The sequence below is a fragment of the Paraburkholderia sp. RL17-337-BIB-A genome, assembly GCF_046025895.1.
In the GTDB taxonomy this organism is placed as follows: domain Bacteria; phylum Pseudomonadota; class Gammaproteobacteria; order Burkholderiales; family Burkholderiaceae; genus Paraburkholderia; species Paraburkholderia fungorum_C.
Map to the genome: position 1 here is coordinate 1,585,584 of NZ_JARESY010000002.1, position 24,632 is coordinate 1,610,215.

Sequence of the window (24,632 nt, forward strand, 5' to 3'; positions counted from 1 at the left end):
AGCTACTCGGTTAAAAGGTACTTCTTTATGACAGCGATTTGCGCATCGTCCATCAACGCTGGTGCATGTCCACAGTCGGGAAATTCGAACGTTATGACCCGGCCGTCGGAGGATGCCGGGCCGCGCTTGAGCATCGCGTCCACCGTGCTGCGCGTCAGCAAATCGGAGTCCTCCCCGCGCAAAATCAGCACCGGACAATCGATCTTGTCCCAGACGTGCCACAGGACCACGTCCAGTAAGACCGGTATCGCAAATCGGAAGCCGATGCCCGGATCGAAGTGAAAACGAAAGCCGCCTGAGTCGTCCGGGACCGCGCTGTGCTGCGCCAGATGACGCCATTGGGCGTCGGTAAGCTTGCCAAACGGGGCATGCACTTCGCGCAGGTGCGTTTCGACCTCGTCAATCGATGCGAAGCGCCAGGAACGCGTCAGATAACTGCCAATCCGGCGCAATGCCCGGGCCGAAACGCGCGCGCCGAAATCATTGAGCACCAGCCGTCGCACCGGCGTGCCCGGTTCCGCTGCCATCAACATGCCGATATGGCCGCCAAGGGAAGTGCCGACCCAATCCACCTTTTCGACATCGAGGCGGGCGATCAATGTCGACATCGCGCGGGTATAGGCACGGTCGGTGTAATGGGATGGCGATGCAAGCCATTCGCTGCGTCCGCGTCCGGGTAGATCGGGCACGATGACCCGCATGCCTTTTGCCGCGAGCGCCGCCGCCAGCATGTCGAAGTCGCGACCGGTGCGAGACACCCCGTGAACACAGACAACGGTCTGCTCGGCCGTCGGCGGCCCCCACTCGGTATAGGCGAGCTTATGAAAGCCGCCTCGGCCAATCACGGAGACCTGCTTCAGTTTTGGTTGCATTGCGCGGGGTCCGTATCAGGCGGGGGCATCGTCACGCTCGTGCAGCCACTCGGCGATGCCTTTACCGAGCACCCCCTGGGACTTGCCACTCACGAAGACTCCGACATGTCCACCGTCGAGGCCAATCTCCTGATAGTCGGCGCTACCGACTGCCTCTCGCAGCGCCTGAGTTGTTTTCGGCGGAATGATGTGATCGTCCTTCGCATAGACGTTCAGTATCGGGATGCGGATGTCGGCCAGGTTGACGGTTCGGTTGCCCAACTGAAACTCACCGCGAATCAGTTCGTTGTTCTTGTAGAGATTGACCAGTAACTGTTTCGCAGCTTCCCCAGGGTGATGCGGCCGATCGGCGAGCCACTTTTCCATACGCAGAAAATTCAGGAGCTTCTTCTCGTCATCGAATGTGTCGAGCAGACCCACGTTGTACTTCGACAAGGTCGCACCTGGTGTCATCTGCGCGAAGACATAGCTCATCAACTCGCCCGGCAAGTTGCCGTTGGCTTCGATCAGCTGGTCGATGTCGTCCTCGCTCAGACCCCGCATCCAGAGGTTGAGCAGCCCGTGATTGACCCGGCCCTCGGCCTGGTCCTGATGAAAGTCCACTGGTGTGATGGTCAGGATCAGGTTCTTGACGCGCTCCGGATAGAGCGCCGCATAGCACAACGAGAAGACGCCGCCTTCGCAGATGCCGAGCAGGTTGATCGCGGGCAGTCCGTGCTGCCGGCAGATGAATTCAATGCAGTCATTCAGATAGACGTCGACATAGTCCTCGAAGGTGAGCCAGCGGTCGCTGCGGGTCGGGCTGCCCCAATCCACCGCATACACGTCGACGCCGAGCGCGAGCAGGTTGCGCAGCATCGAGCGATCCTCCTGCAGGTCGGTCATCGTGTAGCGGCCGACCTGGCCGTACGCCACGAGCACGGGTACACCGAGCGTGCGTTCGGCCGTCGCCTTATAGCGGTACAGCGTCGTCTTGTCTTCGCGGAACACCACTTCCTTGTCGGCGGTCGCGATCTCCACATGCTCGTCCCTGATCCGGTCGAGCATCTGCTGTCCACGGGCGATCTTCAGGTTGAAGTCGCTGAATTCGGCGAGCGCCCGCGCAGCGATCGATTTCTTGGCGGTAGCCATACGGTTCTCTCAGGAGTGGGTGGGGCGGGCGGATTTCCGGATGACGGCGCGCGTCGGGGGGACGGGCGCAGGGCTGGTGCGTGTCTCCGGCTGAGGCGCGTTCTGCCGCTGCAGCAGTCGGATTTGCCGTCGCAATTCCGTCACCGTGCGCTGGATCTCGTCCACTTCAGTACGTGTCGGAATGTGATAAACCTGACACCACGATTCGGCGAGCGCGCGTTCCTTCAATCGATAGTCGGAAGCGGCGCGCAGCATCAGGGTTTGGGCTTTGACGAATTTCTCGGATCGATGCGCCTCGATCAGCGTCTCGTTCGCAACCTTTAGCCAGCGGTCAGTCAGGTCACGCCATGTGGTTGGCGTGCCTCCCTCGGCGGATGACAGGATTTTCATGAAGCGCTCAAGTGCAGAGTTCCAGGCGCGCTGCACAATTCCCTGATACGCAAGGACTGCCTTGTCACGTTTGATCGACAACTGCTGCAGTTCCGCGAGCGTGCGGTCGAGATCCCACAGCGTTGCGTATTTCGGGCCTGCGATGACGTGCTGCAGACCGGCGTCGAACGCGCCCGCGCCACCTCCACTCCATCGAGCCGGTGAGAACATCTCGCGCAACGCCTTCGGCGTCCATGTGTCAGAGTTCGAGCCGTCCTTGACGAATGCAGTCCATTTCTCGATCGACTCTTTCCAAGTTTCCTGCAAGTCGGCGAACTGCTCCTCTATGGGTGGCTTCGCTTCTTCTACTGTTGTGTCCGGCGCGGCTGGAGAGGGACTCATCGACTTCAGAAACGCTTGCTGCATCGCGATCCACCCGTCGGCCCAATTCTGGTTGGCGTGGCTCATTCGAACACCACCACCTGGCGGATCGCCTTGCCTTCGTGCAGCAGGTCAAAGCCGTGATTGATCTCGTCGAGCTTCAATCGGCCCGTGAGCAATTTGTTGACTGGCAAGCGACCCTGCTTGTAAAGGTCGATGAAGCGCGGGATGTCGCGTGACGGTACACATGTGCCGATATAGCTGCCCTTTACCGTGCGCTCTTCGGCAACCAGACTTACCGCAGGCATCGGCCAGCGCGCCGTCGAGGGCGGCAACCCGGCGGTGACGGTCGAACCCCCGCGACGCGTGATGCTGTACGCCAGATCCAACGCGCGAATCGAGCCGGCGAATTCAAAGGCGAACTCGACGCCACCCGAACTCAGCTCGCGAATATGTCCGAGTGCGTCCTCGCGGCCGGCATTGACCGTGTGCGTGGCGCCGAGAGTGCGAGCCTGCTCCAGTTTGTCGTCCGACAGATCGACCGCGATGATCTGCCGGGCACCCGCCGCATGCGCGCCGATAAGCGCGGCCAGTCCGACACCGCCCAGACCGATGACGGCAACGGATGCCCCGACTCGAACCTGCGCCGTGTTGACGACGGCACCCACGCCGGTGAGCACAGCGCATCCAAACAGCGCGGCTTCGTCAAGCGGTACGGTGGGATCGATCTTGATGACGGAGTGGCGCGACACGGTCGCGTACTCGGCAAACACTGAACATCCCAGGTGATGGTTGACGATTTCACCGTTCCGGGTGAGACGACGGGCACCGGAGAGCAAGGTGCCCGCACCGTTCGCCGCCGCACCCGGCTCGCACAAGGCAGGCCGACCTTCCGCGCACGGTGCGCAGTGCCCGCAACTTGGGACGAACACCACGACGACGTGGTCACCGACCTGAAGGTCAGTCACTCCGGCGCCCAGTTCCTGCACGACGCCGGAGGCTTCATGGCCGAGTGCCATCGGCATCGGCCGCGGCCGGTCGCCGTTGATTACGGACAAGTCAGAGTGGCAAAGACCCGCCGCCGCAATCTTGATCAATACCTCGTCGGGGCCCGGCGGCGCGAGGTCGATTTCTTCGATGCGTAGAGGGCGGGAGATTGCGTACGGCGATGTTGCGCCCATCTCTTGCAAAACAGCTGCCTTGATCTTCATTGCGTCACCTCCATCACACGGTTTCTGAGTTCATCGACGAGCACACGACTGTTCTCTGAGTAGTCGACCGGTACGACGACGAGTTGCACTCCGCCTTCTTCAAATGCCGCCTCCAGCGTCGGAGCCAACCCTTCGGCCGCCTCGACGCGCCGGCCTTTCGCTCCGTAGGCCTCTGCGTACTTAACGAAGTCCGGATTGCCGAAACTCAATCCCCAATCGGCGAAATCGTCGACCGCTTGCTTCCAGCGGATCATTCCGTAGGCGTCGTCCTGAATGATCAGCACGACGAGGTTGAGCTTCAGTCGGACAGCGGTCTCGAGTTCCTGCGAGTTCATCATGAAGCCGCCGTCGCCACATACGGCCATCACGCGGCGGTTGGGGTAGAGGAGCGATGCCATCATCGCCGACGGCAGGCCCGCACCCATCGTGGCCAACGCGTTGTCCAGCAGGAGCGTGTTGGCGCTGCGCGTGCGGTAGCAGCGTGCGAACCAGATCTTGTACATGCCGTTGTCTAGCGCGACGATGCCATCGGCGGGCATCACTTCGCGCACGTCGTGGACAATGCGCTGCGGCGTCAGGGGAAAGCGCGATTCCGTCGCGCGATCAAGCGTGCGCTTCAGAATGCCGTCGCGCAAAGGCGCTAGCGTCGCAGCGTTCGGGAGCTTTCCTTCGACCACGTCGGCAAGTCGTGACAGGCTTAAACCCAGGTCGCCCACCACCTCGGCGTGTGGAAAGAAGACCTGTTCGACGCTAGCCGCCGTGTATCCGACGTGAATGACCTTTGGGCCCTTCGGCCCCATGATGAACGGCGGCTTTTCGACCGTGTCGTGGCCAATGGTAAGGATCAGGTCGGCGCGATCGATCGCCTCATGCAGGTAGTCGCGTTCGCTGAGCGCCGCCGTCCCCATCCACAGTTGGGCGGCTTCATCGCTGCCGATGGCGGCGACGGTGCCTTTACCCATCTGGGTGTTGAAGAACGGAATGCCGGTGCGTCGAATGAAATCCGTCAATTGACCCACGAGCCGCGGCCGGTTGCTCGCCGCACCGAACATCACGAGCGGCCGCTCGGCGCTTTTTAGCATCGCTGCGGCCCGCTCGATGGCAGCCTCCTGTGCGACCGGAAGCTCGACAGGGTGCACCGGAATGACGGTCAGGTCGTCGCTCACTTGCTCGCCTGCCACGTCTTCGGGCAATTCCAGATGGACCGGCCCGGGTCGCTCGTCCTGGGCCAGGCGGAATGCTTCGCGCACCACGGTGGGAATGCTGGCGCCGCTGACAATTTGTCTGGAGGCCTTGGTGAGCGGCTTCATCGTGGCGACGATATCGACGATCTGAAAACGCGCCTGGCGCGCAGTCATGATCGGCTTCTGACCGGTGATCAGGATCATCGGCATCGCGCCAAGATGCGCGTACGCCGCGCCAGTCACGAGGTTCAAGGCGCCAGGCCCGAGTGTTGCCATACAAACGCCCGGCTTGCCGGTAAGCCGGCCGTGGGTCGCGGCCATGAAGGCAGCCGTCTGTTCATGGCGGGTCAGGATCAATTGGATGCTCGAGCGGCGCAGCGATTCCACGACGTCGAGGTTCTCCTCGCCAGGCACAGCGAAGATGCGATCGACACCTTCGTTTTCTAGCGCCTTGACGAACAGGTCGGAAGCTTTCACGGACAGACTCCTTGTCTATTCAATTCACAATCAATGTTGGTTGCAACGGCGTCGACGGCACGCCGGTTCCCGGGTTCAGCGACCGGCAACTTGCGCCACATGGTTTCCAGATGTGCGCCGATGCCGCTAATCGAAGATGCGGGCGGGCTCGAGTTCTGGTGCCATTCAGCGGTGAGTCGCAATTGAGCGCGCTCATCCGGCCGATGACGGTCAATTTCGGTATGCTTATATTCACGGCAGTGCCGATGTCGTGTCCATGCGTGCGAGTCCGCATGCAGCCCCGGCGATTCTGGGTCGCCGGGCCGCTGTCAACGATTACTGGGGACCCATTTTCCTGATCAGGGCGTCGAGCTCGGTCATTTCCTCGTCATCCAGATCGGTCAACGGTGGGCGCACCGGGCCGGCGCTGTGGCCGACGAGCGTTGCTCCTGCTTTTACGATACTCACCGCGTAACCCTTCCGGCGGTTGCGGATCTTGAGGTAGGGCAGGAAGAACTCGTCGATCAGCTTGCCAACCGTTGCATGGTCGTCAGCGGCGATTGCGCGATAGAAGTCCATCGCAGTCTTCGGAACGAAGTTGAATACCGCCGACGAATACACCGGCACGCCGAGAGCTTTGTAAGCGGCCGCATAGACTTCGGCGGTCGGCAGCCCGCCGAGATAGGAAAAGCGATCTCCCAGGCGACGTCGAATCGTCACCATGTTCTCAATTTCGCCCACGCCGTCCTTGAAGCCAATCAGGTTCGGGCAACTGTCGGCCAGGCGCTCGAGCATGTCGGCATTGAGCTTGGAGTTGGCGCGGTTGTAGATGATCACGCCGATGTTCGGAACGGACTTGCACACCTGTTCGGCGTGCGCGGCGATGCCTTCCTGACATGCCTCGGTCAGATAGTGGGGCATCAGCAGGATGCCATTGGCACCGAGCCGTTCCGCTTCCTGCGCGTAGCCAATCGCGACGCGCGTCGGGCCACCGGCGCCGGCGAGAATCGGTACTTTGCCCTTGCAGGTTTCAGTTGCCGTGCGAATCACGTCCGAGTATTCGCTTTGCGTAAGCGAGAAGAACTCGCCAGTTCCGCCGGCAGCAAAAAGGGCGGTCGCGCCGTAAGGGGCGAGCCACTCAAGACGTTCAGCGTAGGTATCGGCGCGAAAGTCGCCTCGCTCGTCGAAGTCGGTGACGGGGAACGACAGCAGCCCTTCGGAGACGATCTGCTTGAGTTCTTGCGGTGTGGTCATGATTGAATGCTCCAGATTTCAGTTAATCGATGTTGAGGACATGGCTCGGCGTCCTGTCTTCGCCGTGACGAGGTTGAACCAAGGTGTACTTACTGATATCGCTCACTTTGGGCCGTTACCGAGCTTTCGCCGGAGAGCTGTATTTGCTTATCCGGCAGTCTTGCCTATCTCGTGGTTCGCCATGATTTCAAGCGCACGCACCATTGCAGAGTGGTCCCACGCCTTGCCGCCATGGGCCGTGCAGGCGCTAAACAGCGCCTGGCAGGTCGCGGTATTGGGCAACGAGACGCCAAGCGCTTGTGCCGTGGAGAGCGCCAGATTCAGATCTTTCTGATGCAGTTCAATGCGGAATCCGGGATTGAAAGTGCGCTTCGTCATGCGCTCGCCGTGTACTTCCAGAATCCTCGACGAGGCGAAGCCGCCCATCAGCGCCTGACGAACCTTTTCCGCATCCACTCCGGCCTTTGATGCCAGCAGCAACGCCTCGCCGACCGCCTCGATGGTCGCAGCGACGATCACCTGGTTTGCGACCTTGCAGACCTGGCCCGCGCCGACTTCGCCAATCAGCGACACGTTTTTGCCCATCAGGTCGAAGTAGGGCTTCACTGCGTCGAAGCTCGCCTGTGAGCCACCCACCATGATCGTGAGCGATCCCGCTTTCGCTCCGACTTCGCCTCCCGAGACAGGCGCATCGAGATACTCCGCGCCGCGCTCGCGCACGCGGGCGGCGAAATCGCGCGTGGCCATCGGCGAGATCGAGCTCATATCGACCACAATCTGACCGGCGCGCAGGCTCTCGGCCACGCCGTTTTCACCGAACAAGACGCGTTCGACGTCGGGCGTGTCGGGAACCATGATGAAGATGATGTCGGCCTGGGCGGCGACCGCAGCGGCACTGTCTGCAGGGAGGACGCCAGCCTGCGTGAGTTCCGTCGGCACCGCACCTTTCGTGAACGCAACAAGTTCGATGCCGTTCTTTCGAAGATTGGCCGCCATCGGCGTGCCCATGATCCCAAGTCCGATAAAGCCTGCTTTGTGCATGTGATTCTCCAAACATTGTGATTTCACGTTGACCACGCGTGCTTACTTCTGCATGAAGTGGTTCTTTACGGCCTGTGCGGCGTTCCGAAGCAATCCCATGTCGGCGCAGACCGCCACGAGCGTGCTCCCCATCGAAAGGTAGCGTTCCGCATCTGCCTGCACGGGCGCGAGAATGCCGCTTGCCTTGCCGGCGGCCTTAACACGCTCGAAAACGTGGGCGATGGCCTGCTGCACTTCGGGGTGGTTCGCATTGCCGATATGACCGTAGGAGGCGGCAAGATCGGACGGACCGACGAACACGGCATCGACGCCATCGACTGCAGCAATCTCATCGATCGCCTCAACTGCAGCGCGGCTCTCGATCTGCACTACAACGCAGATGTTGTCGTTCGCAATGTCGAAATAATTAGCGACGGTCCCGTAGCGATTACCTCGCTGACCGACCGAAACCCCTCGCACGCCCAGCGGCGGGTAGCGTGTCGCGGCGACGGCGCGCTTTGCATCGTCAGCGCTATCGACGAAAGGGATCAGGAAGTTGAAAAACCCCGCGTCCAGCATGCGCTTGATGACGACGCTTTCATTCGCCGGTGGCCGCACGAAAGGCGCACTCGGGCTGTCCTTCAATGCCATAAGCTGGGGGATGAGCGTTAGAACGTCGTTGGGCGCATGTTCCGCATCCAGCAGCAGCCAGTCGAAACCGATGAGGCCAAGCAATTCTGTCGTGATCGGGCTTGCGAGGGAGGACCATGCCCCGATCAGGCGTTCGCCGTTGCGAACGGAATCGCGAAACCTGTTCGGTAACGGCTGATAAGGGGTTGACGTTGCCATGGCTGTTTTCCTCGGTGGGAAGTAAGGGGCCGTCAGCGGTTACTACATGTTGTCTGACGTCTGAACACATAGTATGTCGGATGATCGACGAGAAACAGGGATGTTTACCCGTAGTGACTTGTACCATAACGGAAAATTCTTGCGACAGACTCGCTTTCGACATACGATGACTGATGAGATAATGGATTTCTTAGGAGGAAATGCAATGTTTATCACCGGCGAAATGCTGATCGGCCGACAAGCCATCCGGGGCTCCGAAGAGCCGATTCGGGCCTTGAGCCCGATTACGGGAAAGGAAATTGACGCGCCTGTCTTCGGCAGCGGCTCCGTCGCAGACGTTGCAATGGCATGTGATCTAGCCGCAAAGGCGTTTGATCCGTTCCGGCAACTATCGCTCGAGGTGCGCGCCGAATTCCTGGAGCGCATCGCGGATGGCATCGCCGCACTTGGCGACGCCCTCATTCAGCGGGCCCACGAAGAATCCGGCTTACCCAAAGCCCGTCTTGAAGGGGAGCGAGGCCGTACGATTGGCCAGCTCAAGTTGTTCGCAGAAGTCGTACGCTCCGGCCAATGGCTCAGCGCGACGCTCGATTCCCCGCTGCCCGAACGCAAGCCCGCGCCACGCTCGGATTTGCGCATGCAGCGGATCCCAGTGGGTCCCGTGGCCGTCTTCGGTGCGAGCAACTTTCCGTTAGCTTTTTCAGTGGCCGGCGGCGACACGGCGGCGGCACTTGCGGCCGGCTGTCCGGTGGTCGTGAAAGCCCATCGGGCTCACCTGGGAACTTCTGAAATGGTGGGCCGCGTCGTCCAACGCGTCGCGACAGAGATGGATCTTCCGGAAGGCGTGTTTTCGATGATCGTCGGCGCCGGAAACACAGTAGGGGAGGCGCTGGTCGCTCACCCGGCAATCAAGGCGGTCGGCTTTACGGGTTCTCGAGCAGGCGGCACGTCGCTGATGCGCGTGGCCGCCCGCCGGCCCGAGCCGATTCCTGTGTATGCCGAGATGAGTAGCATCAACCCCGTATTTCTATTACCGGGCGCGCTTGCGGCTCGCGGTGACGGCATCGCGCGAGGCTTTGTCGATTCACTTGTGCTTGGCGGCGGCCAGTTCTGCACCAACCCGGGCCTCGGTATTGGAATCGACGGCGAGGCGTTGAAAGCATTTATAGAAGGCGCCACGACAGAACTGAGCGCGCGGCCCGCGCAGACGATGCTGACCCCAGGCATCCACGCGGCATATCAGCAGGGCGAGGGTAAGTTGGCCGCAACGAAAGGCGTCGCCCCGGTCGCGTATGGGCTGGAGGCCACAGGCCCCACACAAGCCTGCGCCGCGCTGTTCGTGACCGATGCCCGGACCTTTCTTGCGACCCCCGAGTTGGAAGACGAGGTGTTCGGCCCGGCATCAACGATCGTGCGGTGCAAGGACGAGCAGGAACTCCTCGACGTCGCAGAACACTTCGTCGGTCAACTCACCGCGACCATCCAGATGGACCGGCCAGACGTGTCCACGGCGAAAAAGCTCGTGCCGATCCTCGAGCGTAAGGCCGGCCGTATTCTCGTCAATGGCTACCCGACGGGCGTTGAGGTATCACACGCGATGGTGCATGGCGGCCCATTTCCGGCCACTTCCGACAGTCGGGTGACGTCGGTGGGGACTACGTCGATCGAGCGCTTTCTGCGCCCCGTTTGCTACCAGGACTTTCCTGAAGACCTGTTGCCTGAGGCGCTTCTCGACGACAACCCGCTCGAGTTGTGGCGACGCCGGGACGGACAGGTCACGCGCAGCTAAACGGTCACGAGCAAAAGAAACGGCCCAATCGGGCCGTTTCTTTGTCAAAAGGGACTCGGCGCGCACGACGACGGCGTCGCCATACAGTTCCTGGTTCTGAACTGGAGGTTCGACAACAAGCGTCCGAGCCTCGCGCTGAATAAGCAACCCGATGGGCAGACTCACGCCGGCCACCGCTTTGCTCAAGGCGCGTCAGGATGCAAATGGGCCTGGCGGATACTGCCGGAAGCGCTATCGCCCCCTTGCGGTATTGTCACCGATGGCGAATAACGTCCGTCTATTTACGGTTAGCACCCGATCTTGATTGTCGAAGACAGGCGAAACAGTTCGCTGGTTACTTGCGACGATAAGCTTCGACGACGATCTCGCAGTTCTGCAGGTGCAGTTCCAGCGCCCGATTCCATTCTCGACGCGCGATGGCCGTTGCGTTGCGCAGCCACGAACCGAAAGAGGTAACAACTGAGGTTTGAGCGACGGTTTTCATAGTGAGTTTCAGGGTAATTGGCTAAGGGATTACCCTTAATCATACTCTTTTTGTGTTGCAGTGCAACGCATGCGGCCTTTGCCCGGTTATCTCGTCATCGCCGAGCGCGTCGCGATGGCACGAACCAGTGGATGGCTGCGCACTGATCGCCGCGTCGAATCTTCGCGTATCTGACTGAAGGCAAACGGAACACAGTGTGACTGGAAGGATCGTCTCGCGATCGCACGTCCTGCGGCGCAACTGCGCCCGGTGTTCTCGCGGCACTCAAGCTCGACACGAAGCGGTCACGGGTGCCGCTGTTCCTCGATAGCTGGATGCCTGAATACCGCTCGCCGACCGTGTGTGACATCCGCCCAGGTTTGTGTTGACTTTCTGGCGCAGAGATAAGCCACGGCCCAGAGCGGACGCTCGAACCAGGAACGCCTTGACATGCGAGCCGCAACGAAGAGCATCGACCTATTGCCCGCAGACAGGGCCATCGGTGGGACCCTTCCGAGCACGACGCTTTTCGTTACTGACCGGGAGAATGTACGTTTTCGTACCGATATTTGTCCCGTTTCTGGAGATCATATTTTGGCGTATGGCTGACGCTCGCGCGTGGGATTGGAATGCCGCAGCAGCGAATTGCTGCGGCTTTTTTTTGGGCGCACGCAAGCTGTAGATGAGTGGGCGGCGAGACCGGATGCCTGGCCAGCGCTTTGGCGGAGGCTTGGAGTCCGGCGTTACTCCCCGGCTCGCCTAACGCCGGCTCATTTCTGCTCCGACCGTTAAGCTCGACGGCGGCCTCAACATACGCTGAACAGTGCACACCAGGAAACGACCATGGACGAACTCTTTCAAAGCTTTGACCTTAACGTCCTCAAACTGCCAAACCGGATCGTGATGTCCGCAATGACCCGTACGCGGGCATCCGAAAACGACGTGCCAACTGATTTGATGCGTGAGTATTATGTCCAGCGTGCTTCTGCCGGACTGATTGTGACCGAGTGCACGCAGGTTTCTGACCAAGGGCATGGCATCATCCGCGCCCCTGGTTTGCACCGTCCGGATCAGATCGCGGCATGGCGGAAAATTACCGACGCAGTTCACGCCGCTGGAGGCCGAATCTACTGCCAGATCTGGCACTGTGGCCGAGTCGCCCATCCAGACATGCGGGACGGCGCGCCACCGGTTGGACCTTCTCCGATAGCGGCGACCGGAGATTTCGTTCTGCCAACCGGTCGCGTGGATTTCACCATACCCCAGGAGCTCAGCATTGATGAGATTTCTGGCATCGTGAGCGACTTTGCCAAGGCGACGCAAAATGCACGGCAGGCTGGCTTCGATGGCGTTGAACTGCATGGTGCCAACGGCTACCTACAGGATCAGTTTCTTCAAGATGGCAGTAATCACCGCACAGACGCCTACGGCGGAACAGTCGAAAATCGCGCGCGGCTCATGCTAGAAACCGCCAAGGCAATGATCGACGCCTGGTCTTCAGAGCGAATCGGCGTGCGGCTGTCGCCGTCAAGCCATCTCTATGGCGTGGACGACAGCGACAAGCTTGCCACCTTTGGCTTCGTTGTCCGAGCGCTCGACGCGCTACGCGTCGGTTACCTATGCCTCCTGGAGCCAAACGCTAAGGACGCGGAGCGCGGCGTGCAAATACCCAATGTCGCCGAGACCTTTCGGCCGATGACGTCCGTGCCAATCATGGTCAACACCGGATTCGACAAGTCGAAAGCCAATGCAATTTTAGTAAAAGGAGATGCAGATCTGGTGGCGTTCGGTGTGCCCTATATCGCCAATCCGGATCTCGTCGAGCGCTTTCGGTCGGATGCGCCACTAAGCAAACCCGACCCGAGTCGGTTCTACGGCGCTGACGCGAAGGGATACACGGATTACCCGCCTCTCCAAGCCGTAACGGCGGACTGAGGATAGCTTCACCAACGGGCGGCGATGTGCAGGTCAAACATCACATTGGAGCGCTGGGCTGGGGTCCGCACCCTCTGGAGGTTTGCGTCGGTATCTAGAGCGCCAGGTTCGACGGGGCGATGCTATGCACACCTCGGTGATGTTGAAGGAACTGATTGGGAAAAAGCGGGCGGCGTGTCGACGACCGTATGCGCAGTGCAAAAAAGATGGTAATCGATGACCATGCGCTCGTGATCCCGACATCAGGAATTGCCCGCTCGGAGTGAGTGTAGGTAACTAACTCCATACGTAGCTTACCGAACGATCCAGGAGAAGACAGTCATGGCTGATCAAACAAATCCCTTTGGCGATCTGACGAAGATGCTCGAACAGTTCAAGGTGCCGGGCGTCGATATGTCCGCGTTGGTCGCGTCGCGCAAGAAAGACATCGAGGCGATCGTCGAAGCGAACAAGTCCGCTTACGACGCGATGCAGGCGTTTGCCCGCAAGCAGACCGAGATGCTGACTCAGGCGATGCAGGACATTCAGGCAGCCACCACTGCGGGCGCGGCGGACCCAGGCAAACACGCTGAGGTGGCGCGCAATGCGTGGCTGAAGGCAGTCGAAGATGTAAAGGATCTGGCAGAAATCGCGCGCAAGTCGCAACTGGCGGCAACGGCGAGCCTCACCAAACGCGCGAATGAACACGCGGCAGAGATCAAGCAGATGCTGCAGCGCAAATAGCTGGCGCGCCTTGGCCCGTTGCGCGAGCGGTGCGTCGTCATCGCGGGACGGGCAGCAACGTTTAATCATCACTCTCAGGAGGCAGCATGGCCGCACCGTTCAACATGCCGGACGAGTTCGTCCAAGGCTTCTTTAAATCGGGGCAAACGCTGCTGCAAGCCTACACCGGCGCGGCGGGCAAGATCGGCGAAGTGCCTTCGACCCCCGCCAGGATGCCGGCGCTCGCGCTGGCAGAAGCACAGGCGCATTACTGGCAGCAGCAGATGGCGCTGTACATGGGCATGGCGACGAGGGCGATGGGGCAAAAGCCCACGCCCGCCGTCGAACCCGAGCGCGGCGACCGCCGCTTCAGTGCCGATGCCTGGCGCGAGAATCCCTGGTACAGCATGCTCAAGCAGACTTACCTGCTCAACTCGCGTCTGCTCAACGACATGGTCGAGGCTGCGGGCGTCGGCGAAAAGGACAAGCACAAGCTGCGTTTCTACGCGCGCCAGTTCATCGATTCGATGAGCCCCGCCAATTTCGCCGCGACCAATCCGGAAGCGATGAAGACCGCCATCGAGACGCAGGGCGAAAGCATGCGCGCGGGCTTTGCAAACCTGCTCGGAGATCTGAAGCGCGGACGCATCTCCATCACTGATGAAAACGCGTTCGAAGTGGGGAAGAACGTCGCAGTATCGAAGGGATCGGTGGTGTTCGAGAACGAACTGTTCCAGCTGATCCAGTACGCGCCGCTCACCGGGCAGGTCGCCGAGCGGCCGCTCGTGATTGTGCCGCCCTGCATCAACAAGTTCTACATCCTCGATCTGCAGCCCGAGAACTCGTTCGTGCGCTACGCGACCGAGCAGGGGCTGACCGTGTTCCTCGTGTCGTGGCGCAACCCCGACGCAGAACTCGGCCACATCACCTGGGACGACTACGTCGAAAACGGCGCGATCAAGGCGATTGAAGTCGGCCTCGCGATCAGCGGCGCCGACAAGGTCAATGCAGTCGGCTGGTGTGTCGGCGGAACAATCCTGTCGTCGGCGCTCGCGGTGCTGCGCGCGCGCGGCGACGAGTCGGTCGCGAGTGTGACGCTCCTCACGACGATGCTCGACTTCAGTGATCCCGGCGACCTCGGCGTGTTCATCGACGAGCAGGGCGTGTCGCAACGCGAGCAGACGATCGGCAAGGGCGGCATCTATTCCGGTGGTGAACTCGGCTTCGTGTTCCAGACGCTACGCGCGAACGATCTGATCTGGCCGTATGTCGTGAACAACTATCTTAAGGGTGGCGCGCCGCAGGCATTCGACCTGCTCTACTGGAACGCCGACGGCACCAATCTGCCCGGCCCGATGTACGCCTGGTACCTGCGCAACATGTATCTGGAAAACAATCTGTGCAAGGCGGGCCGCCTCTCGATGTGCGGCACGCAGGTGGAGCTCGGCAGCATCGACATGCCGAGCTATATCTTCGGCACCCAGGAAGACCACATCGTGCCGTGGAAGGGCGCGTACCGTTCGACGCAACTCGTCGGAGGTGACACGCAGTTCGTGCTCGGCGCCAGCGGGCATATCGCAGGCGTGATCAATCCGGCGTCGAAGAACAAGCGCAGCTACTGGAGCGACGGCACGCTCGGCGACGATCCGCAGGCGTGGCTTGAGTCGGCGAAATCGCAGCCCGGAAGCTGGTGGACGCACTGGAACAACTGGCTGCAGGCGCATGCGGGCAAGCAGGTCGCAGCGCCGAAGAAGCCGGGCAACGCGAAGTACAAGCCGATCGAGCCGGCGCCTGGGCGTTATGTGAAAAAACATCCTCCGGAAGTCATGGGCGCGTGAGCGGCGTTGAGCGCTTCAAACTTCGACGACGGACGTCTAAAAATTGCAACTCATCGCGCACTGAGGCCGACGGCTAGTGTGCAAGCCCGTGATCGTGGCTATTGCGGGGCACTTGCGATAACAAGACTTATCGCAAGTGCATCATTGTTAGGCGCACCTGAGACCACAACTTCGTTTGAGCTCCGCGTCGTCCGGCTTGCAGGCGCCACTTACGCCGGCGTGACATGCCCGACAGGATTATCTGTCCTGGTCCGACCGCTTATTCCGCGCTGGTGGATTATGAACTTCGCTCAGGCGCAGCAAGAGATAAGGTACAGAAGGAAAAGCGTCTTGACCTGGTGCAGTCTCAAAGATCGCGATTGCCGCGGCAAACTTCGACCTGTCTCATGCTTGAGACTTCAACAGTGGTAGCGGCCTTCGGATCAATTTTCCCCGCAAACTTTGATGTTTCTCCATAGCATCGCAGGGCGCTGGATCGTGGTATTAAATGCCATAACGTCATTAAATTAATGACATCCATGCTCTCGCGAAATCACTGCGAAGCACCGAGAATGTTGCTCAGCGCGGCATTCGCCGCATCCAGGGAGCAACGAGCATGTATGCAATTACCGGTGTGACGGGGCAGGTGGGCGGCGCGGCAGCACGCGCCTTATTGAACGCGGGACACGCGGTACGCGCCGTGTTACGCGACAAAAACAAGGCGGCGGAGTGGACGGAGCGGGGCGCCGAAGTGGCAATCGCGTCCTTTGAGGATACGGACGCGCTCGCTGCGGCGTTCAGCGGAACGGCGGGCGTCTTCGTCATGGTGGCGCCGAACTTCGCGCCGCAGCCGGGCTATCCGAATGCGCACGCAGCGGCGGCGGTGCTGAAAGCGGCACTGATGCAGGCGAGGCCGGAGCGCCTCGTGGCGCTCTCATCGGTTGGTGGGCAGCGCAAGTCGGGTCTCGGTCTCATCACGCAAGTGCATATTCTCGAAGAAGCGCTCGCGGATCTGCCCATTCCGACGGCGATCGTGCGGCCCGCGTGGTTCATGGAGAACTCGCTGTGGGATATCGCGCCCGCGCGCGAAACGGGCGTGATGCCGAGTTTTCTGCAACCGCTCGACCGTGCTTATCCAATGATCGCAACTGCGGATATCGGCCGCGTGATCGCTGAGACACTTGCTCAGTCGTGGCAGGGGCGCCGCGTAATCGAGATCGAAGGGCCGCGGCGTTATACGCAAAATGAAATCGCCGCGATGTTAGGCCACGTGCTTGGCCGGTCGGTGAAGGCTCAGGGGGTGCCGCACGATCAGTGGGAGGCGCTGTTCCAGTCGCAAGGCACGTCGTGGCCCGCGCCGCGCATCGAGATGATTGACGGTTTCAATTCGGGATGGATCGATTTCGAAGACGGTGTGAACGAGCGGGTGGTCGGCGCGACCGCTTATCAGACGGTGTTGGCGGAGTTGGTTGAGCGCGCGAATTAGGAGAGCGTTCAATCGAGGCGGGGCGGCAGGGCGAGGATAGGAATATCAGACAGGGTCGCCACGCCGCCGTCGTTGTGGCACGAATCAAAAAATCGACCGCCCCGTGTAAGTCGTCAACCACTCCAGCGCCAGCACCCCCGCCAGCGAATTGCCGTTGCTGTCGAGCCCCGGCGACCACACGCACACGGCCATCTCGCCCGGCAGCACCGCCACGATCCCACCGCCCACGCCGCTTTTCGCCGGCAAGCCGACGCGATAGACGAAATCGCCCGCCGCGTCATAGGTGCCGCAGGTCAGCATCAGCGCAGAGAGCCGCTTGGCTGAACTCGTGTCGAGAATTCGCTCACCGGTGGCGGGCACAACACCATGATTGGTCAGAAACAGCGCCGCCTTCGCCAGCTCGACGCAGCTCATGGAAATCGCACACTGCCGGCAATATGCGTCGACGACGACTTCTGGCGGCATCTCCATGTTGCCGAAGCTCGCCATGAAATGCGCCATCGCACGGTTGCGGTGGGCGTGCTGCAATTCCGAGAGCGCGACGCGCGAATCGTAGTCGACGCTGGCCTCGCCCGTTAGCCGCCGCATGAATTCGACCAGCGCCGTTTCGGCCTGTACGAACCGGCGGCACAGCACGTCGGTAACGACCAGCGCGCCCGCGTTGATGAACGGATTGCGTGGCTTGCCGTGTTCGGCTTCAAGTTGGACCAGCGAATTGAAGGCGTTGCCGGACGGCTCGCGTCCCACGCGTTGCCAGAGTTCGTCGCCAAGCAGCCGGAACGCCATCGTGCAGGCGAACAGCTTCGAAATACTCTGAATGGAAAAGCGCGTGTCAGCGGCGCCGGTGCGGAACACGTCGCCCGAGGCCGTGACGATCGCCATGCCGAAACTGTCGGCCGGGACGTTCGCCAGTTCGGGAATGTAATCGGCGACCTTGCCGCTGCCCAGATAGGGCTGAAGATCGCGATGGATCTGTTCGAGGATGGATGCGTAGTTCATTGGGCTCGGACCGTTGAAGCGGCGATTCTACTGGCAACCCGGCGTCAATAGTTCGTGCGGAGAAGCGCTGCCGGTTTGGAGCAGCGTTTCGCAAAGCTATGCTAATCTTGCGGTATTTTTCACCGAAACGGGGAAAAACGGACATACATGACGGAAGCCTTCGATCCGGACGCCGTCGAGCGTCCGGTATTCGTGGTCGACGAGCGCTACGACGCGCTGGACGAACCGTGGCGCGCTTATCATCGCGTGCGCTTGATCCACGTGAGCGCCGGCGTGCTGACCGTGCGCACCGAAACCTGCCGATGGGTCGTGCCGTCGGGTCATGGGCTCTGGCTGATGGCGAACGTGCAGCATTGCCTGTCTGCTGCCGAGCCTGTGCGGCTCGATTCGCTGTATGCCGCTCCGGACGCCGCGCCACTCCCCGCGCAACACGTCGCGCTGGCGCTCGACCGGTTGGCGGAAGCTTTGCTGGATGCCGCAGCCGATCTGCCGCTCGACCAACCGCTCGACGAACCCGCTGAGCGCCTTCTACAAGTCATGCTGGACCGCCTGTCCGGCTTGCCTGCGGCGCCGCTGGCGCTGCACTGGCCGCGCGATCCACGCATCCAGCGGATTGCCCAGGCGCTGAACACCAACCCGGCGGAGCCGGCGGTACTCGACGATCTGGCGGCGAGCGCCGGCGTGACCGCGCGCACAGCGGCACGCCTCTTCGTCAAGGAGACCGGGCAGACCTTCGGCCAGTGGCGGCAGCAACTGCGGCTGCTGGTTGCGCTGGAGCGTCTAGGCGCCGGGGCAAGCGTCACGCAGGTGGCACTTGAGGTCGGCTACAACGACGTCTCGTCATTTATCGCGGTATTCCGCGATACCTTTGGCGACACGCCGGCACGCTATTTCCGCTGACCCCGCGCCCTTTGCGTCTTCATCGACTGGAATCGCCGCGATCCGTCGTCATAGCCTGGAATCGCGAGGACTGAAAACACCGCAATCAGTGCGCGCCCGCCGCACCCGGGCCGCCGCCGCCCTTGGCCGGCTTCGTAATCCAGATCAGTGGAATGATCAGAATGAAAATGATCGACGACACAAAGAAAATGTCGTTCAGGCCCATCATCGCGGCCTGGGTGTTCACGGTGAAATCGAACAGCGCATGCGCCGATTGCGGATTCAGATGCAGCAGCGACTGGGTCGAATCGATCTGCTGGTTAAACAATGGGTTGTTGACGCTGGCCTGCTCGGTGAGCCGTTCATGGTGCAGCGCCGTGCGGTTGTTCCACTCGTTGCCGGCGATCGAGGTGCCTACTGCGCCGCAAAACACCCGCGCGAAATTCGACAGACCCGCGGCTGCAGGAATTTTGCTCGGTGGCTGACCGGACAAAATGATCGCAGTCAGCGGCACAAAGAACAGCGCCATCGGAATGCCTTGCAGCAGCGTGGGGAGCACGAGGTGCCAGGTATCGATTTCGATCACGTACTTCGAGCGCATATAAAACACGACCGCAAAGCCGATAAACGCGAGGGTTGCAATGATGCGTGCGTCCGAGCGCGGCAGCACGCGGCCCATCACCGGCGCAAGCAGCACCGCGAAGATGCCGAGCGGCGCGGTAACCAGACCGGCATCCACCGAGCGGTAGTTCAGATACTCCTGCATCCATTGCGGCAGCAGCACCAGGTTGCCGAAGAACACGCCGTACGCCACTGAAATCGCAATCGTGCCGCCGAGAAAGTTGCGCTGCTGGAAGAGCCGCAAATCGACAATCGGATTCTCTTCGGTCAATTCCCACACGAGGAAGAAAGCGAAACTGATCACCGCGGTAATGCCGAGAATCACGATCACCGGCGACGAGAACCAGTCCAGGTCCTTGCCCTTGTCGAGCATGATCTGCAGCGACGCGACCCACGTAATCAGCAGGCCGAGCCCGATTATGTCGATGGGGGGCTTGCGGGTTGCCGATTCGCGCGTGCGATAGATCATCCACGTGACGCCGGCCGCGAAAATGCCGATCGGGATGTTGATGTAGAAGATCCACGACCAACTATAGCTATCCGTGATCCAGCCGCCGAGCGCGGGGCCGGCAATCGGGCCGACGGTGGCCGTCATCGCCCATAGCGCGAGCGCGGTCGAGGATTTCTCCCTGGGATACGAGCCGAGCAGAATCGCTTGCGAGAGTGGAATCAGCGGGCCGGCCACTGCGCCCTGGAAAATCCGCGCGACCAGCAGGATCGGCAGCGTGGGCGCAATGCCGCATAGCCACGAAGCCAGCACGAACATGAGAATCGCGCCGACGAACAGCTTGACCTGGCCGATGCGTTGCGTGAGCCAGCCGGTCAGCGGAATCGAGACGGCGTTGGCCGCGGCGAACACGGTGATGACCCACGTGCCTTCATCGACCGAGACGCCGAGGTTGCCCGAAATGGTTGGAATCGCAACGTTCGCAATCGACGTGTCGAGCACGTTCATGAAAGTGGCGAGCGCGACGGCAAGGGTCGCGAGAACCAGTTTGCCGCCTTGTAACGGCGGCGGTGGGGCGGGTGGCGTGGCAGCGGGCGCGGAAGAGGGCTGGCTCAAACGGTTCTCCGGATTCCGGTGTGACGGATGTTCTATGCAGGTGTTCTATTCACTGCCCGGGCAGCGAATCGGAGAACCTGGCGAATTATCGCAAAAGCATACCTGTATTCGGGTTTTGGCGTCTTCGACCCACGCAGGTCCGACGGCGCAAACCAGTCCGGCAGCGTATGCTCCCGGCTGAGGCTGCATGCAGCTTCGCGAAGCGGCGGGCGCCCGCAAGTCGGTAGCACGTTGACCAGTGCCTGGCTATGCATGCGGAAACACGAACCGGCAAAACCGGCAATACAGCGAGCACAAAGAGGAGTTGAAGATGGCCTGGGCGCAATTCGAACACGGCTGGCGGTGTGCGCCGGCGACCCTGCCCGCCAGGGCATTGGTGGTGCTGATGCACGGCGTGGGCAGCAATGCGCGCGATCTGATGCCGCTCGCGGACATCTGGAGCGAGAGTCTGCCGGACGTGGCGTTCACTTCGTTCGACGGCACCGACGCTTTCGACGGCGGCTTTGGCGGCCGCCAATGGTTCAGCCTGCGCGATGTCAACCAAGGTAACCGCGAGGCGCGTGTCGCCGCTGCCTATCCGGCCTTGCGGCGCATGCTCGAAGCGGAACTGGCGTACTGGCAGATTCCTTTCGGCCGGCTTGCACTGGTGGGTTTCTCGCAAGGCTCGATCATGGCGATGCATCACGTGGCAACCAGCGCGCAAGGCGCTGCCGCCGTGGTCGCGTATTCTGGGCGGCTCGCCTCGGCGATCGTCGCGCAGAACGGCACACCACTCACGCTCGTGCACGGTGAAGACGACGAAGTGATCCCGGTACAGGAACTGGAATACGCCGCGGATGCATTCAGCAACGCCGGCTACACGGTTGATGCCTACGCCTTGCCCGGGATTGGACACACCATTGACGCGGACGGCGTCGAACTCGGCAAGCAGGCGTTGGAGCATGCGCTGGGCGCCTTGTCACGCGACTGACCCGCCTGAAATTGAAAAGTGGCCCTAAAGATTCTGTTTTGCTTGCCGTTAACTGATCATTAGTATGAAAATCACCTCCGCCGCGCGGAACGCGCAACGCCCATCCGGGCGTACCAGGCGGCACGGGGTGACCGGGGGCGCATTTTCCAGACTGCCCGGCAAGGGCGGATAACGACATATCAGAGCCTTCCTATGGCCAGACCGACGCCGCATTACCCGCTTTTCGATCGACTGCTCCGTCATTCCGTCGCAGTTGACCTCGGTACGGCCAATACCCTCATTTATACCGACAACGGCGGCATCGTGCTGAACGAGCCGTCCGTCGTGGCGTTCCAGAAAGAGCCCGCCGCCGGGCACAAACGCGTCGCGGCAGTGGGCGCCGAAGCGCGCCAGCTGCTCGGCCGCGCGCCGGGTAACGTCGAAGCCGTGCGGCCGCTGCGCCATGGCGTGATCGCCAATTTTTCCGCCGCTGAGCAGATGATCCGGCAATTCGTCGACATGGCCCGCCCGCGGCCGCTGTTCAGCCGGCGCGCCGCATTCACCGTGTGCGTGCCGGAGGGCGCGACCCAGGTCGAGCGTCGCGCGATCAAGGAAGCCGCAGTGGCGGCCGGCGCGTGGAAGGTCAGTCTGATCGGCGAATCGCTGGCGTCGGCGGTCGGTGCGGGCCTGCCGGTGTCGGAGGCGGTCGGCTCGATGGTGGTCGACATCGGCGGCGGCACGACCGAAGTCGGCGTGATCTCGCTAGGCGGCCTCGCGTATAGCGGCTCGATTCGCGTGGGCGGCGACAGTTTCGATATGGCGATCGTCAGTTATGTGCGCAACCTGTATGGCGTGTTGCTCGGCGAGCAAACCGCCGAACACGTGAAGAAGGGCATCGGTTCGGCTGTGCGCGACGTGCCGGTCGAGCACATGAACGCGACCGGGCGCAGCGTCGACGACGGCTTGCCGCGCACGGTTCAATTGAGCAACCACGATATCGCCGATGCGATCGAAGGCCCGCTGCGTCAGGTGATCGGCGCCGTGAAACGCGCGCTTGAAACGGCGCCTGCCGAACTGGTGACGGATATCGCGCACAGCGGCATCATGCTGACCGGCGGCGGTGCGCTGCTCGGCAATCTGGGTCGGCGCCTGACCAACGAACTCGGGCTCGACGTCCACGTCGCCGACGAGCCGCTCACCTGCGCGGTGCGTGGCGCGGGCGCGGCGGTTGCCGCCGGTTTGCTCGACGACAGCGCCTACGAGTGATTCGGCGCGGGACGTCCGCGTGGCAGGTGGCGGGTGGCCGAGGCGAGGGTGACCGCATGGGCCCACGGGTACGATGCGCCGGCCGTGAGGTGAGTTGCATGGGTTTCTGAGCATGATGCACTGGCCGTGAGGTGAGCCGCCTGGGTTTCTGGGCATGACGCACAGATGCCCTGGCGTTCGCTTCAAGTCACTACATGCACACCGCCAGATTCACATCACCGATTCACGCCACCATACGCACGCCACCTGATTCACGCCACTCGATTCACGCCATTTCACACAGCCGAACATGCCTCGGCGCCTATCTGACAGCTGTGTGACAATACGCCTCGCATCCCAATGTCAGGGACGCAAACACGTTTTCTTCCTCGAATCCATTTCCAGCCAGCGTCGCCGTATTCAGGCGTTGCCGCGCCGTCCGTGAACCACCCGTGAATCAATCTGTTTCCGCTTCGCCGTCGTCCGGATCCTCGTCTTTTATCGAACTGCATAGCGGCTTGCGTATGCCCTATGTGGAAGCGGGCGCTGGCGAACTGCTGCTGTTCGTGCACGGCTCGCTGTGCGATTACCGTTATTGGCAACCGCAACTCGCGGGTCTGTCGAAGCAGTACCGCTGCGTCGCGGTGAGTCTCACGCATTACTGGCCAGTGACGGATGCCGAGCCCGATCAGCCGTTCAGCTGGAGCGAACATGCGGACGAGGTGGCCGAATTCATCGATCGTTTTGGCGCCGGGCCGGCGCACGTGGTAGGCCATTCGCGTGGCGGCTGCGTGGCGTTTCATTTCGCGCGACGCCATCCACAGTACGTGCGTACGCTGACGCTCGCCGATCCGGGCGGTCCCTTGCAGATCGCCGGGCGACCGCCCGCGAGTTTGCCGGAGACCGTCAACGCCTTGCGCGCGAAAGCCGCCCAACTGATCGAAACAGGCGAAGTGGAAGCCGGCTTGCAACTATTCGTCGATTCAGTGAGCCGGCCCGGTTTCTGGGCAATGAGCACGCCCGGTTTTCGCAGGATGGCGACCGACAACGCGCACACGCTCGCGCGTCAATTCCGCGATCCGTTGCCCGCTTACGTACCCGGGCAAGCGGCCGAAGTGCGCTGCCCGGTGCTGCTGATCGATGGCGAAAAGAGTCCCGACATGTTCCGCCGCACTGCGACGGCGCTGCAAACATGGCTGCCGGATGCGCGCCGCGAAACAGTACGCGGCGCCTCGCACGGGATGAATCTCGCGCATCCGGCGGCGTTCAATCGCTACGTCGACGAGTTCATTCGCTCAGTGGACGTTTGATAAACGCGTGACATGAGTGGACATTGGGTGCTTGATTCGCGCGCTAGCGCGCGCCACCGAATGGACAACGAGTGTGCGAAACGCCTGCAATTAACCCGCAATGAACTGATGCTACTTGCCTCGCGGCGATTCGCGCGCGAGGCGCTCAGCACCCCGAACTCAGTACTCGGCACTCAGTGCCCGGCACTCAGCGCCCCGAACTCAACACTCAGCACTTGCTCAACGGTTGCAGTTCAAGCCTTGCGATGCGCGTCTTTATCGAGCGCGCGTTCCGCGGCTTCGCCGACGAGGCCGTGGTAATACAGATGCACGCCGATCGCGAGCGAGTCGTTGCGAATTTCGTGGAAGGCTCTCCATGCCTTCACAGGGTCTTTGAAGAGGAGATAGTGCGACTCCTGCGCGATCAGATCCGCGACTTCATGCAGGCCATGACCGTGCAGCACGTTCACGAGGGCATCGAGACTGCGGTGGGTACGCGCATCGGTACGCGGGTAAAGCATATGCAGCACCGCCACCTTTTGCGTCTTTAGCGCCGCCGACAACGCCACGACGATGTCCTGATGATTCAGCGCGGTGACGATGTTGTCTTCGTTGTGGACGTGATCCGGAAACAGCGTTTCGAGAGAGGCGTTCATCTGGTCCTTCCT

At 61.4% G+C, this 24,632-nt stretch carries 21 protein-coding genes; 9 read left to right on the forward strand and 12 right to left on the reverse strand.

Going from position 1 to position 24,632, the window contains the following annotated elements; translation table 11 throughout:
- Positions 1-2: 2 nt before the first annotated feature.
- The 8 genes from P0D84_RS28020 to garL all read right to left on the reverse strand — a co-directional run bounded on the left by P0D84_RS28020 (position 3) and on the right by garL (position 8,727).
- Entirely contained in the window at positions 3-872 is an 870-nt protein-coding gene (locus P0D84_RS28020) for an alpha/beta fold hydrolase (RefSeq protein WP_408341951.1), read from the reverse strand.
- 15 nt (positions 873-887) lie between these two features.
- Positions 888-2,003 carry a class III poly(R)-hydroxyalkanoic acid synthase subunit PhaC gene (gene phaC / locus P0D84_RS28025; RefSeq protein WP_408341953.1) on the reverse strand — a complete coding sequence of 372 codons (1,116 nt, stop codon included), beginning with the start codon at positions 2,001-2,003 and terminating at the stop codon, positions 888-890.
- A gap of 9 nt (positions 2,004-2,012) precedes the next feature.
- Entirely contained in the window at positions 2,013-2,840 is an 828-nt protein-coding gene (locus tag P0D84_RS28030) for a poly(R)-hydroxyalkanoic acid synthase subunit PhaE (RefSeq protein ID WP_408341955.1), read from the reverse strand.
- Positions 2,837-3,964 (reverse strand): zinc-dependent alcohol dehydrogenase family protein, encoded by a 1,128-nt coding sequence (locus P0D84_RS28035; RefSeq protein WP_408341957.1) that lies wholly within the window; start codon positions 3,962-3,964, stop codon positions 2,837-2,839. The genes P0D84_RS28030 and P0D84_RS28035 overlap by 4 nt, the downstream gene beginning before the upstream one ends.
- On the reverse strand, positions 3,961-5,625 hold the full coding sequence (locus P0D84_RS28040) for an acetolactate synthase large subunit (RefSeq protein WP_408341959.1): 1,665 nt from the start codon (positions 5,623-5,625) through the stop codon (positions 3,961-3,963). The genes P0D84_RS28035 and P0D84_RS28040 overlap by 4 nt, the downstream gene beginning before the upstream one ends.
- Before the next feature lie 315 nt (positions 5,626-5,940).
- Positions 5,941-6,858: a 5-dehydro-4-deoxyglucarate dehydratase gene (gene kdgD / locus P0D84_RS28045; RefSeq protein WP_408341961.1), complete on the reverse strand. Its 918-nt coding sequence runs from the start codon at positions 6,856-6,858 to the stop codon at positions 5,941-5,943.
- A 147-nt stretch (positions 6,859-7,005) separates the two neighbouring features.
- On the reverse strand, positions 7,006-7,911 hold the full coding sequence (locus P0D84_RS28050) for a 2-hydroxy-3-oxopropionate reductase (protein ID WP_494478247.1): 906 nt from the start codon (positions 7,909-7,911) through the stop codon (positions 7,006-7,008).
- Between the two features lie 30 nt (positions 7,912-7,941).
- A complete protein-coding gene (gene garL, locus P0D84_RS28055; protein ID WP_408341965.1) occupies positions 7,942-8,727 on the reverse strand; it encodes a 2-dehydro-3-deoxyglucarate aldolase in 786 nt (261 codons plus the stop codon).
- 205 nt (positions 8,728-8,932) lie between these two features.
- Between garL and P0D84_RS28060 the strand changes: the two genes are divergently transcribed.
- Positions 8,933-10,516: an aldehyde dehydrogenase (NADP(+)) gene (locus tag P0D84_RS28060; RefSeq protein WP_408341967.1), complete on the forward strand. Its 1,584-nt coding sequence runs from the start codon at positions 8,933-8,935 to the stop codon at positions 10,514-10,516.
- Positions 10,517-10,850: 334 nt separating this feature from the next.
- Here the strand turns inward: P0D84_RS28060 and P0D84_RS28065 are convergent, their stop codons facing one another.
- A complete protein-coding gene (locus P0D84_RS28065) occupies positions 10,851-11,000 on the reverse strand; it encodes a hypothetical protein (RefSeq protein WP_408341969.1) in 150 nt (49 codons plus the stop codon).
- Positions 11,001-11,822: 822 nt separating this feature from the next.
- Between P0D84_RS28065 and P0D84_RS28070 the strand changes: the two genes are divergently transcribed.
- The 4 genes from P0D84_RS28070 to P0D84_RS28085 all read left to right on the forward strand — a co-directional run bounded on the left by P0D84_RS28070 (position 11,823) and on the right by P0D84_RS28085 (position 16,919).
- Positions 11,823-12,914 (forward strand): alkene reductase, encoded by a 1,092-nt coding sequence (locus tag P0D84_RS28070; RefSeq protein ID WP_408341971.1) that lies wholly within the window; start codon positions 11,823-11,825, stop codon positions 12,912-12,914.
- A gap of 321 nt (positions 12,915-13,235) precedes the next feature.
- Positions 13,236-13,637 (forward strand): phasin family protein, encoded by a 402-nt coding sequence (locus P0D84_RS28075; protein ID WP_408341973.1) that lies wholly within the window; start codon positions 13,236-13,238, stop codon positions 13,635-13,637.
- An 86-nt stretch (positions 13,638-13,723) separates the two neighbouring features.
- Positions 13,724-15,454: a class I poly(R)-hydroxyalkanoic acid synthase gene (gene phaC, locus P0D84_RS28080; RefSeq protein ID WP_408341975.1), complete on the forward strand. Its 1,731-nt coding sequence runs from the start codon at positions 13,724-13,726 to the stop codon at positions 15,452-15,454.
- 595 nt (positions 15,455-16,049) lie between these two features.
- Complete coding sequence (locus tag P0D84_RS28085; protein ID WP_408341977.1) at positions 16,050-16,919, forward strand: NmrA family NAD(P)-binding protein; 870 nt, start codon at positions 16,050-16,052, stop codon at positions 16,917-16,919.
- An 84-nt stretch (positions 16,920-17,003) separates the two neighbouring features.
- Here the strand turns inward: P0D84_RS28085 and P0D84_RS28090 are convergent, their stop codons facing one another.
- A complete protein-coding gene (locus P0D84_RS28090) occupies positions 17,004-17,918 on the reverse strand; it encodes a glutaminase (RefSeq protein WP_408341979.1) in 915 nt (304 codons plus the stop codon).
- Positions 17,919-18,065: 147 nt separating this feature from the next.
- Between P0D84_RS28090 and P0D84_RS28095 the strand changes: the two genes are divergently transcribed.
- Positions 18,066-18,818 (forward strand): AraC family transcriptional regulator, encoded by a 753-nt coding sequence (locus P0D84_RS28095; protein ID WP_408341981.1) that lies wholly within the window; start codon positions 18,066-18,068, stop codon positions 18,816-18,818.
- An 85-nt stretch (positions 18,819-18,903) separates the two neighbouring features.
- Here P0D84_RS28095 and P0D84_RS28100 read toward each other — a convergent pair whose 3' ends face one another.
- On the reverse strand, positions 18,904-20,481 hold the full coding sequence (locus tag P0D84_RS28100) for a DHA2 family efflux MFS transporter permease subunit (protein WP_408341983.1): 1,578 nt from the start codon (positions 20,479-20,481) through the stop codon (positions 18,904-18,906).
- Positions 20,482-20,791: 310 nt separating this feature from the next.
- Here P0D84_RS28100 and P0D84_RS28105 point away from each other — a divergent pair, with 310 nt between their 5' ends.
- The 3 genes from P0D84_RS28105 (at position 20,792) to P0D84_RS28115 (ending at position 23,985) form a co-directional block, all read left to right on the forward strand.
- On the forward strand, positions 20,792-21,451 hold the full coding sequence (locus P0D84_RS28105; protein WP_408341985.1) for an alpha/beta hydrolase: 660 nt from the start codon (positions 20,792-20,794) through the stop codon (positions 21,449-21,451).
- A 192-nt stretch (positions 21,452-21,643) separates the two neighbouring features.
- On the forward strand, positions 21,644-22,696 hold the full coding sequence (locus P0D84_RS28110; RefSeq protein ID WP_408341987.1) for a rod shape-determining protein: 1,053 nt from the start codon (positions 21,644-21,646) through the stop codon (positions 22,694-22,696).
- Positions 22,697-23,199: 503 nt separating this feature from the next.
- A complete protein-coding gene (locus P0D84_RS28115) occupies positions 23,200-23,985 on the forward strand; it encodes an alpha/beta fold hydrolase (RefSeq protein ID WP_408346065.1) in 786 nt (261 codons plus the stop codon).
- 233 nt (positions 23,986-24,218) lie between these two features.
- On the opposite strand, the gene P0D84_RS28120 is transcribed toward P0D84_RS28115, so the two are convergent.
- Positions 24,219-24,620 carry a hypothetical protein gene (locus tag P0D84_RS28120; protein ID WP_408341989.1) on the reverse strand — a complete coding sequence of 134 codons (402 nt, stop codon included), beginning with the start codon at positions 24,618-24,620 and terminating at the stop codon, positions 24,219-24,221.
- Positions 24,621-24,632: the final 12 nt, after the last annotated feature.

Bases quoted from the DNA above. Each gene is read 5' to 3' on its own strand.
- P0D84_RS28085 (WP_408341977.1), top strand. From the start codon at position 16,050: ATGTATGCAATTACCGGTGTGACGGGGCAGGTGGGCGGCGCGGCAGCA.
- P0D84_RS28035 (WP_408341957.1), bottom strand. From the start codon at position 3,964: ATGAAGATCAAGGCAGCTGTTTTGCAAGAGATGGGCGCAACATCGCCG.
- phaC (WP_408341975.1), top strand. From the start codon at position 13,724: ATGGCCGCACCGTTCAACATGCCGGACGAGTTCGTCCAAGGCTTCTTT.
- P0D84_RS28115 (WP_408346065.1), top strand. From the start codon at position 23,200: ATGCCCTATGTGGAAGCGGGCGCTGGCGAACTGCTGCTGTTCGTGCAC.
- P0D84_RS28020 (WP_408341951.1), bottom strand. From the start codon at position 872: ATGCAACCAAAACTGAAGCAGGTCTCCGTGATTGGCCGAGGCGGCTTT.
- P0D84_RS28120 (WP_408341989.1), bottom strand. From the start codon at position 24,620: ATGAACGCCTCTCTCGAAACGCTGTTTCCGGATCACGTCCACAACGAA.
- P0D84_RS28070 (WP_408341971.1), top strand. From the start codon at position 11,823: ATGGACGAACTCTTTCAAAGCTTTGACCTTAACGTCCTCAAACTGCCA.
- phaC (WP_408341953.1), bottom strand. From the start codon at position 2,003: ATGGCTACCGCCAAGAAATCGATCGCTGCGCGGGCGCTCGCCGAATTC.
- P0D84_RS28090 (WP_408341979.1), bottom strand. From the start codon at position 17,918: ATGAACTACGCATCCATCCTCGAACAGATCCATCGCGATCTTCAGCCC.
- P0D84_RS28105 (WP_408341985.1), top strand. From the start codon at position 20,792: ATGGCCTGGGCGCAATTCGAACACGGCTGGCGGTGTGCGCCGGCGACC.
- garL (WP_408341965.1), bottom strand. From the start codon at position 8,727: ATGGCAACGTCAACCCCTTATCAGCCGTTACCGAACAGGTTTCGCGAT.
- P0D84_RS28075 (WP_408341973.1), top strand. From the start codon at position 13,236: ATGGCTGATCAAACAAATCCCTTTGGCGATCTGACGAAGATGCTCGAA.
- kdgD (WP_408341961.1), bottom strand. From the start codon at position 6,858: ATGACCACACCGCAAGAACTCAAGCAGATCGTCTCCGAAGGGCTGCTG.
- P0D84_RS28095 (WP_408341981.1), top strand. From the start codon at position 18,066: ATGACGGAAGCCTTCGATCCGGACGCCGTCGAGCGTCCGGTATTCGTG.
- P0D84_RS28065 (WP_408341969.1), bottom strand. From the start codon at position 11,000: ATGAAAACCGTCGCTCAAACCTCAGTTGTTACCTCTTTCGGTTCGTGG.
- P0D84_RS28110 (WP_408341987.1), top strand. From the start codon at position 21,644: ATGGCCAGACCGACGCCGCATTACCCGCTTTTCGATCGACTGCTCCGT.
- P0D84_RS28060 (WP_408341967.1), top strand. From the start codon at position 8,933: ATGTTTATCACCGGCGAAATGCTGATCGGCCGACAAGCCATCCGGGGC.
- P0D84_RS28030 (WP_408341955.1), bottom strand. From the start codon at position 2,840: ATGAGCCACGCCAACCAGAATTGGGCCGACGGGTGGATCGCGATGCAG.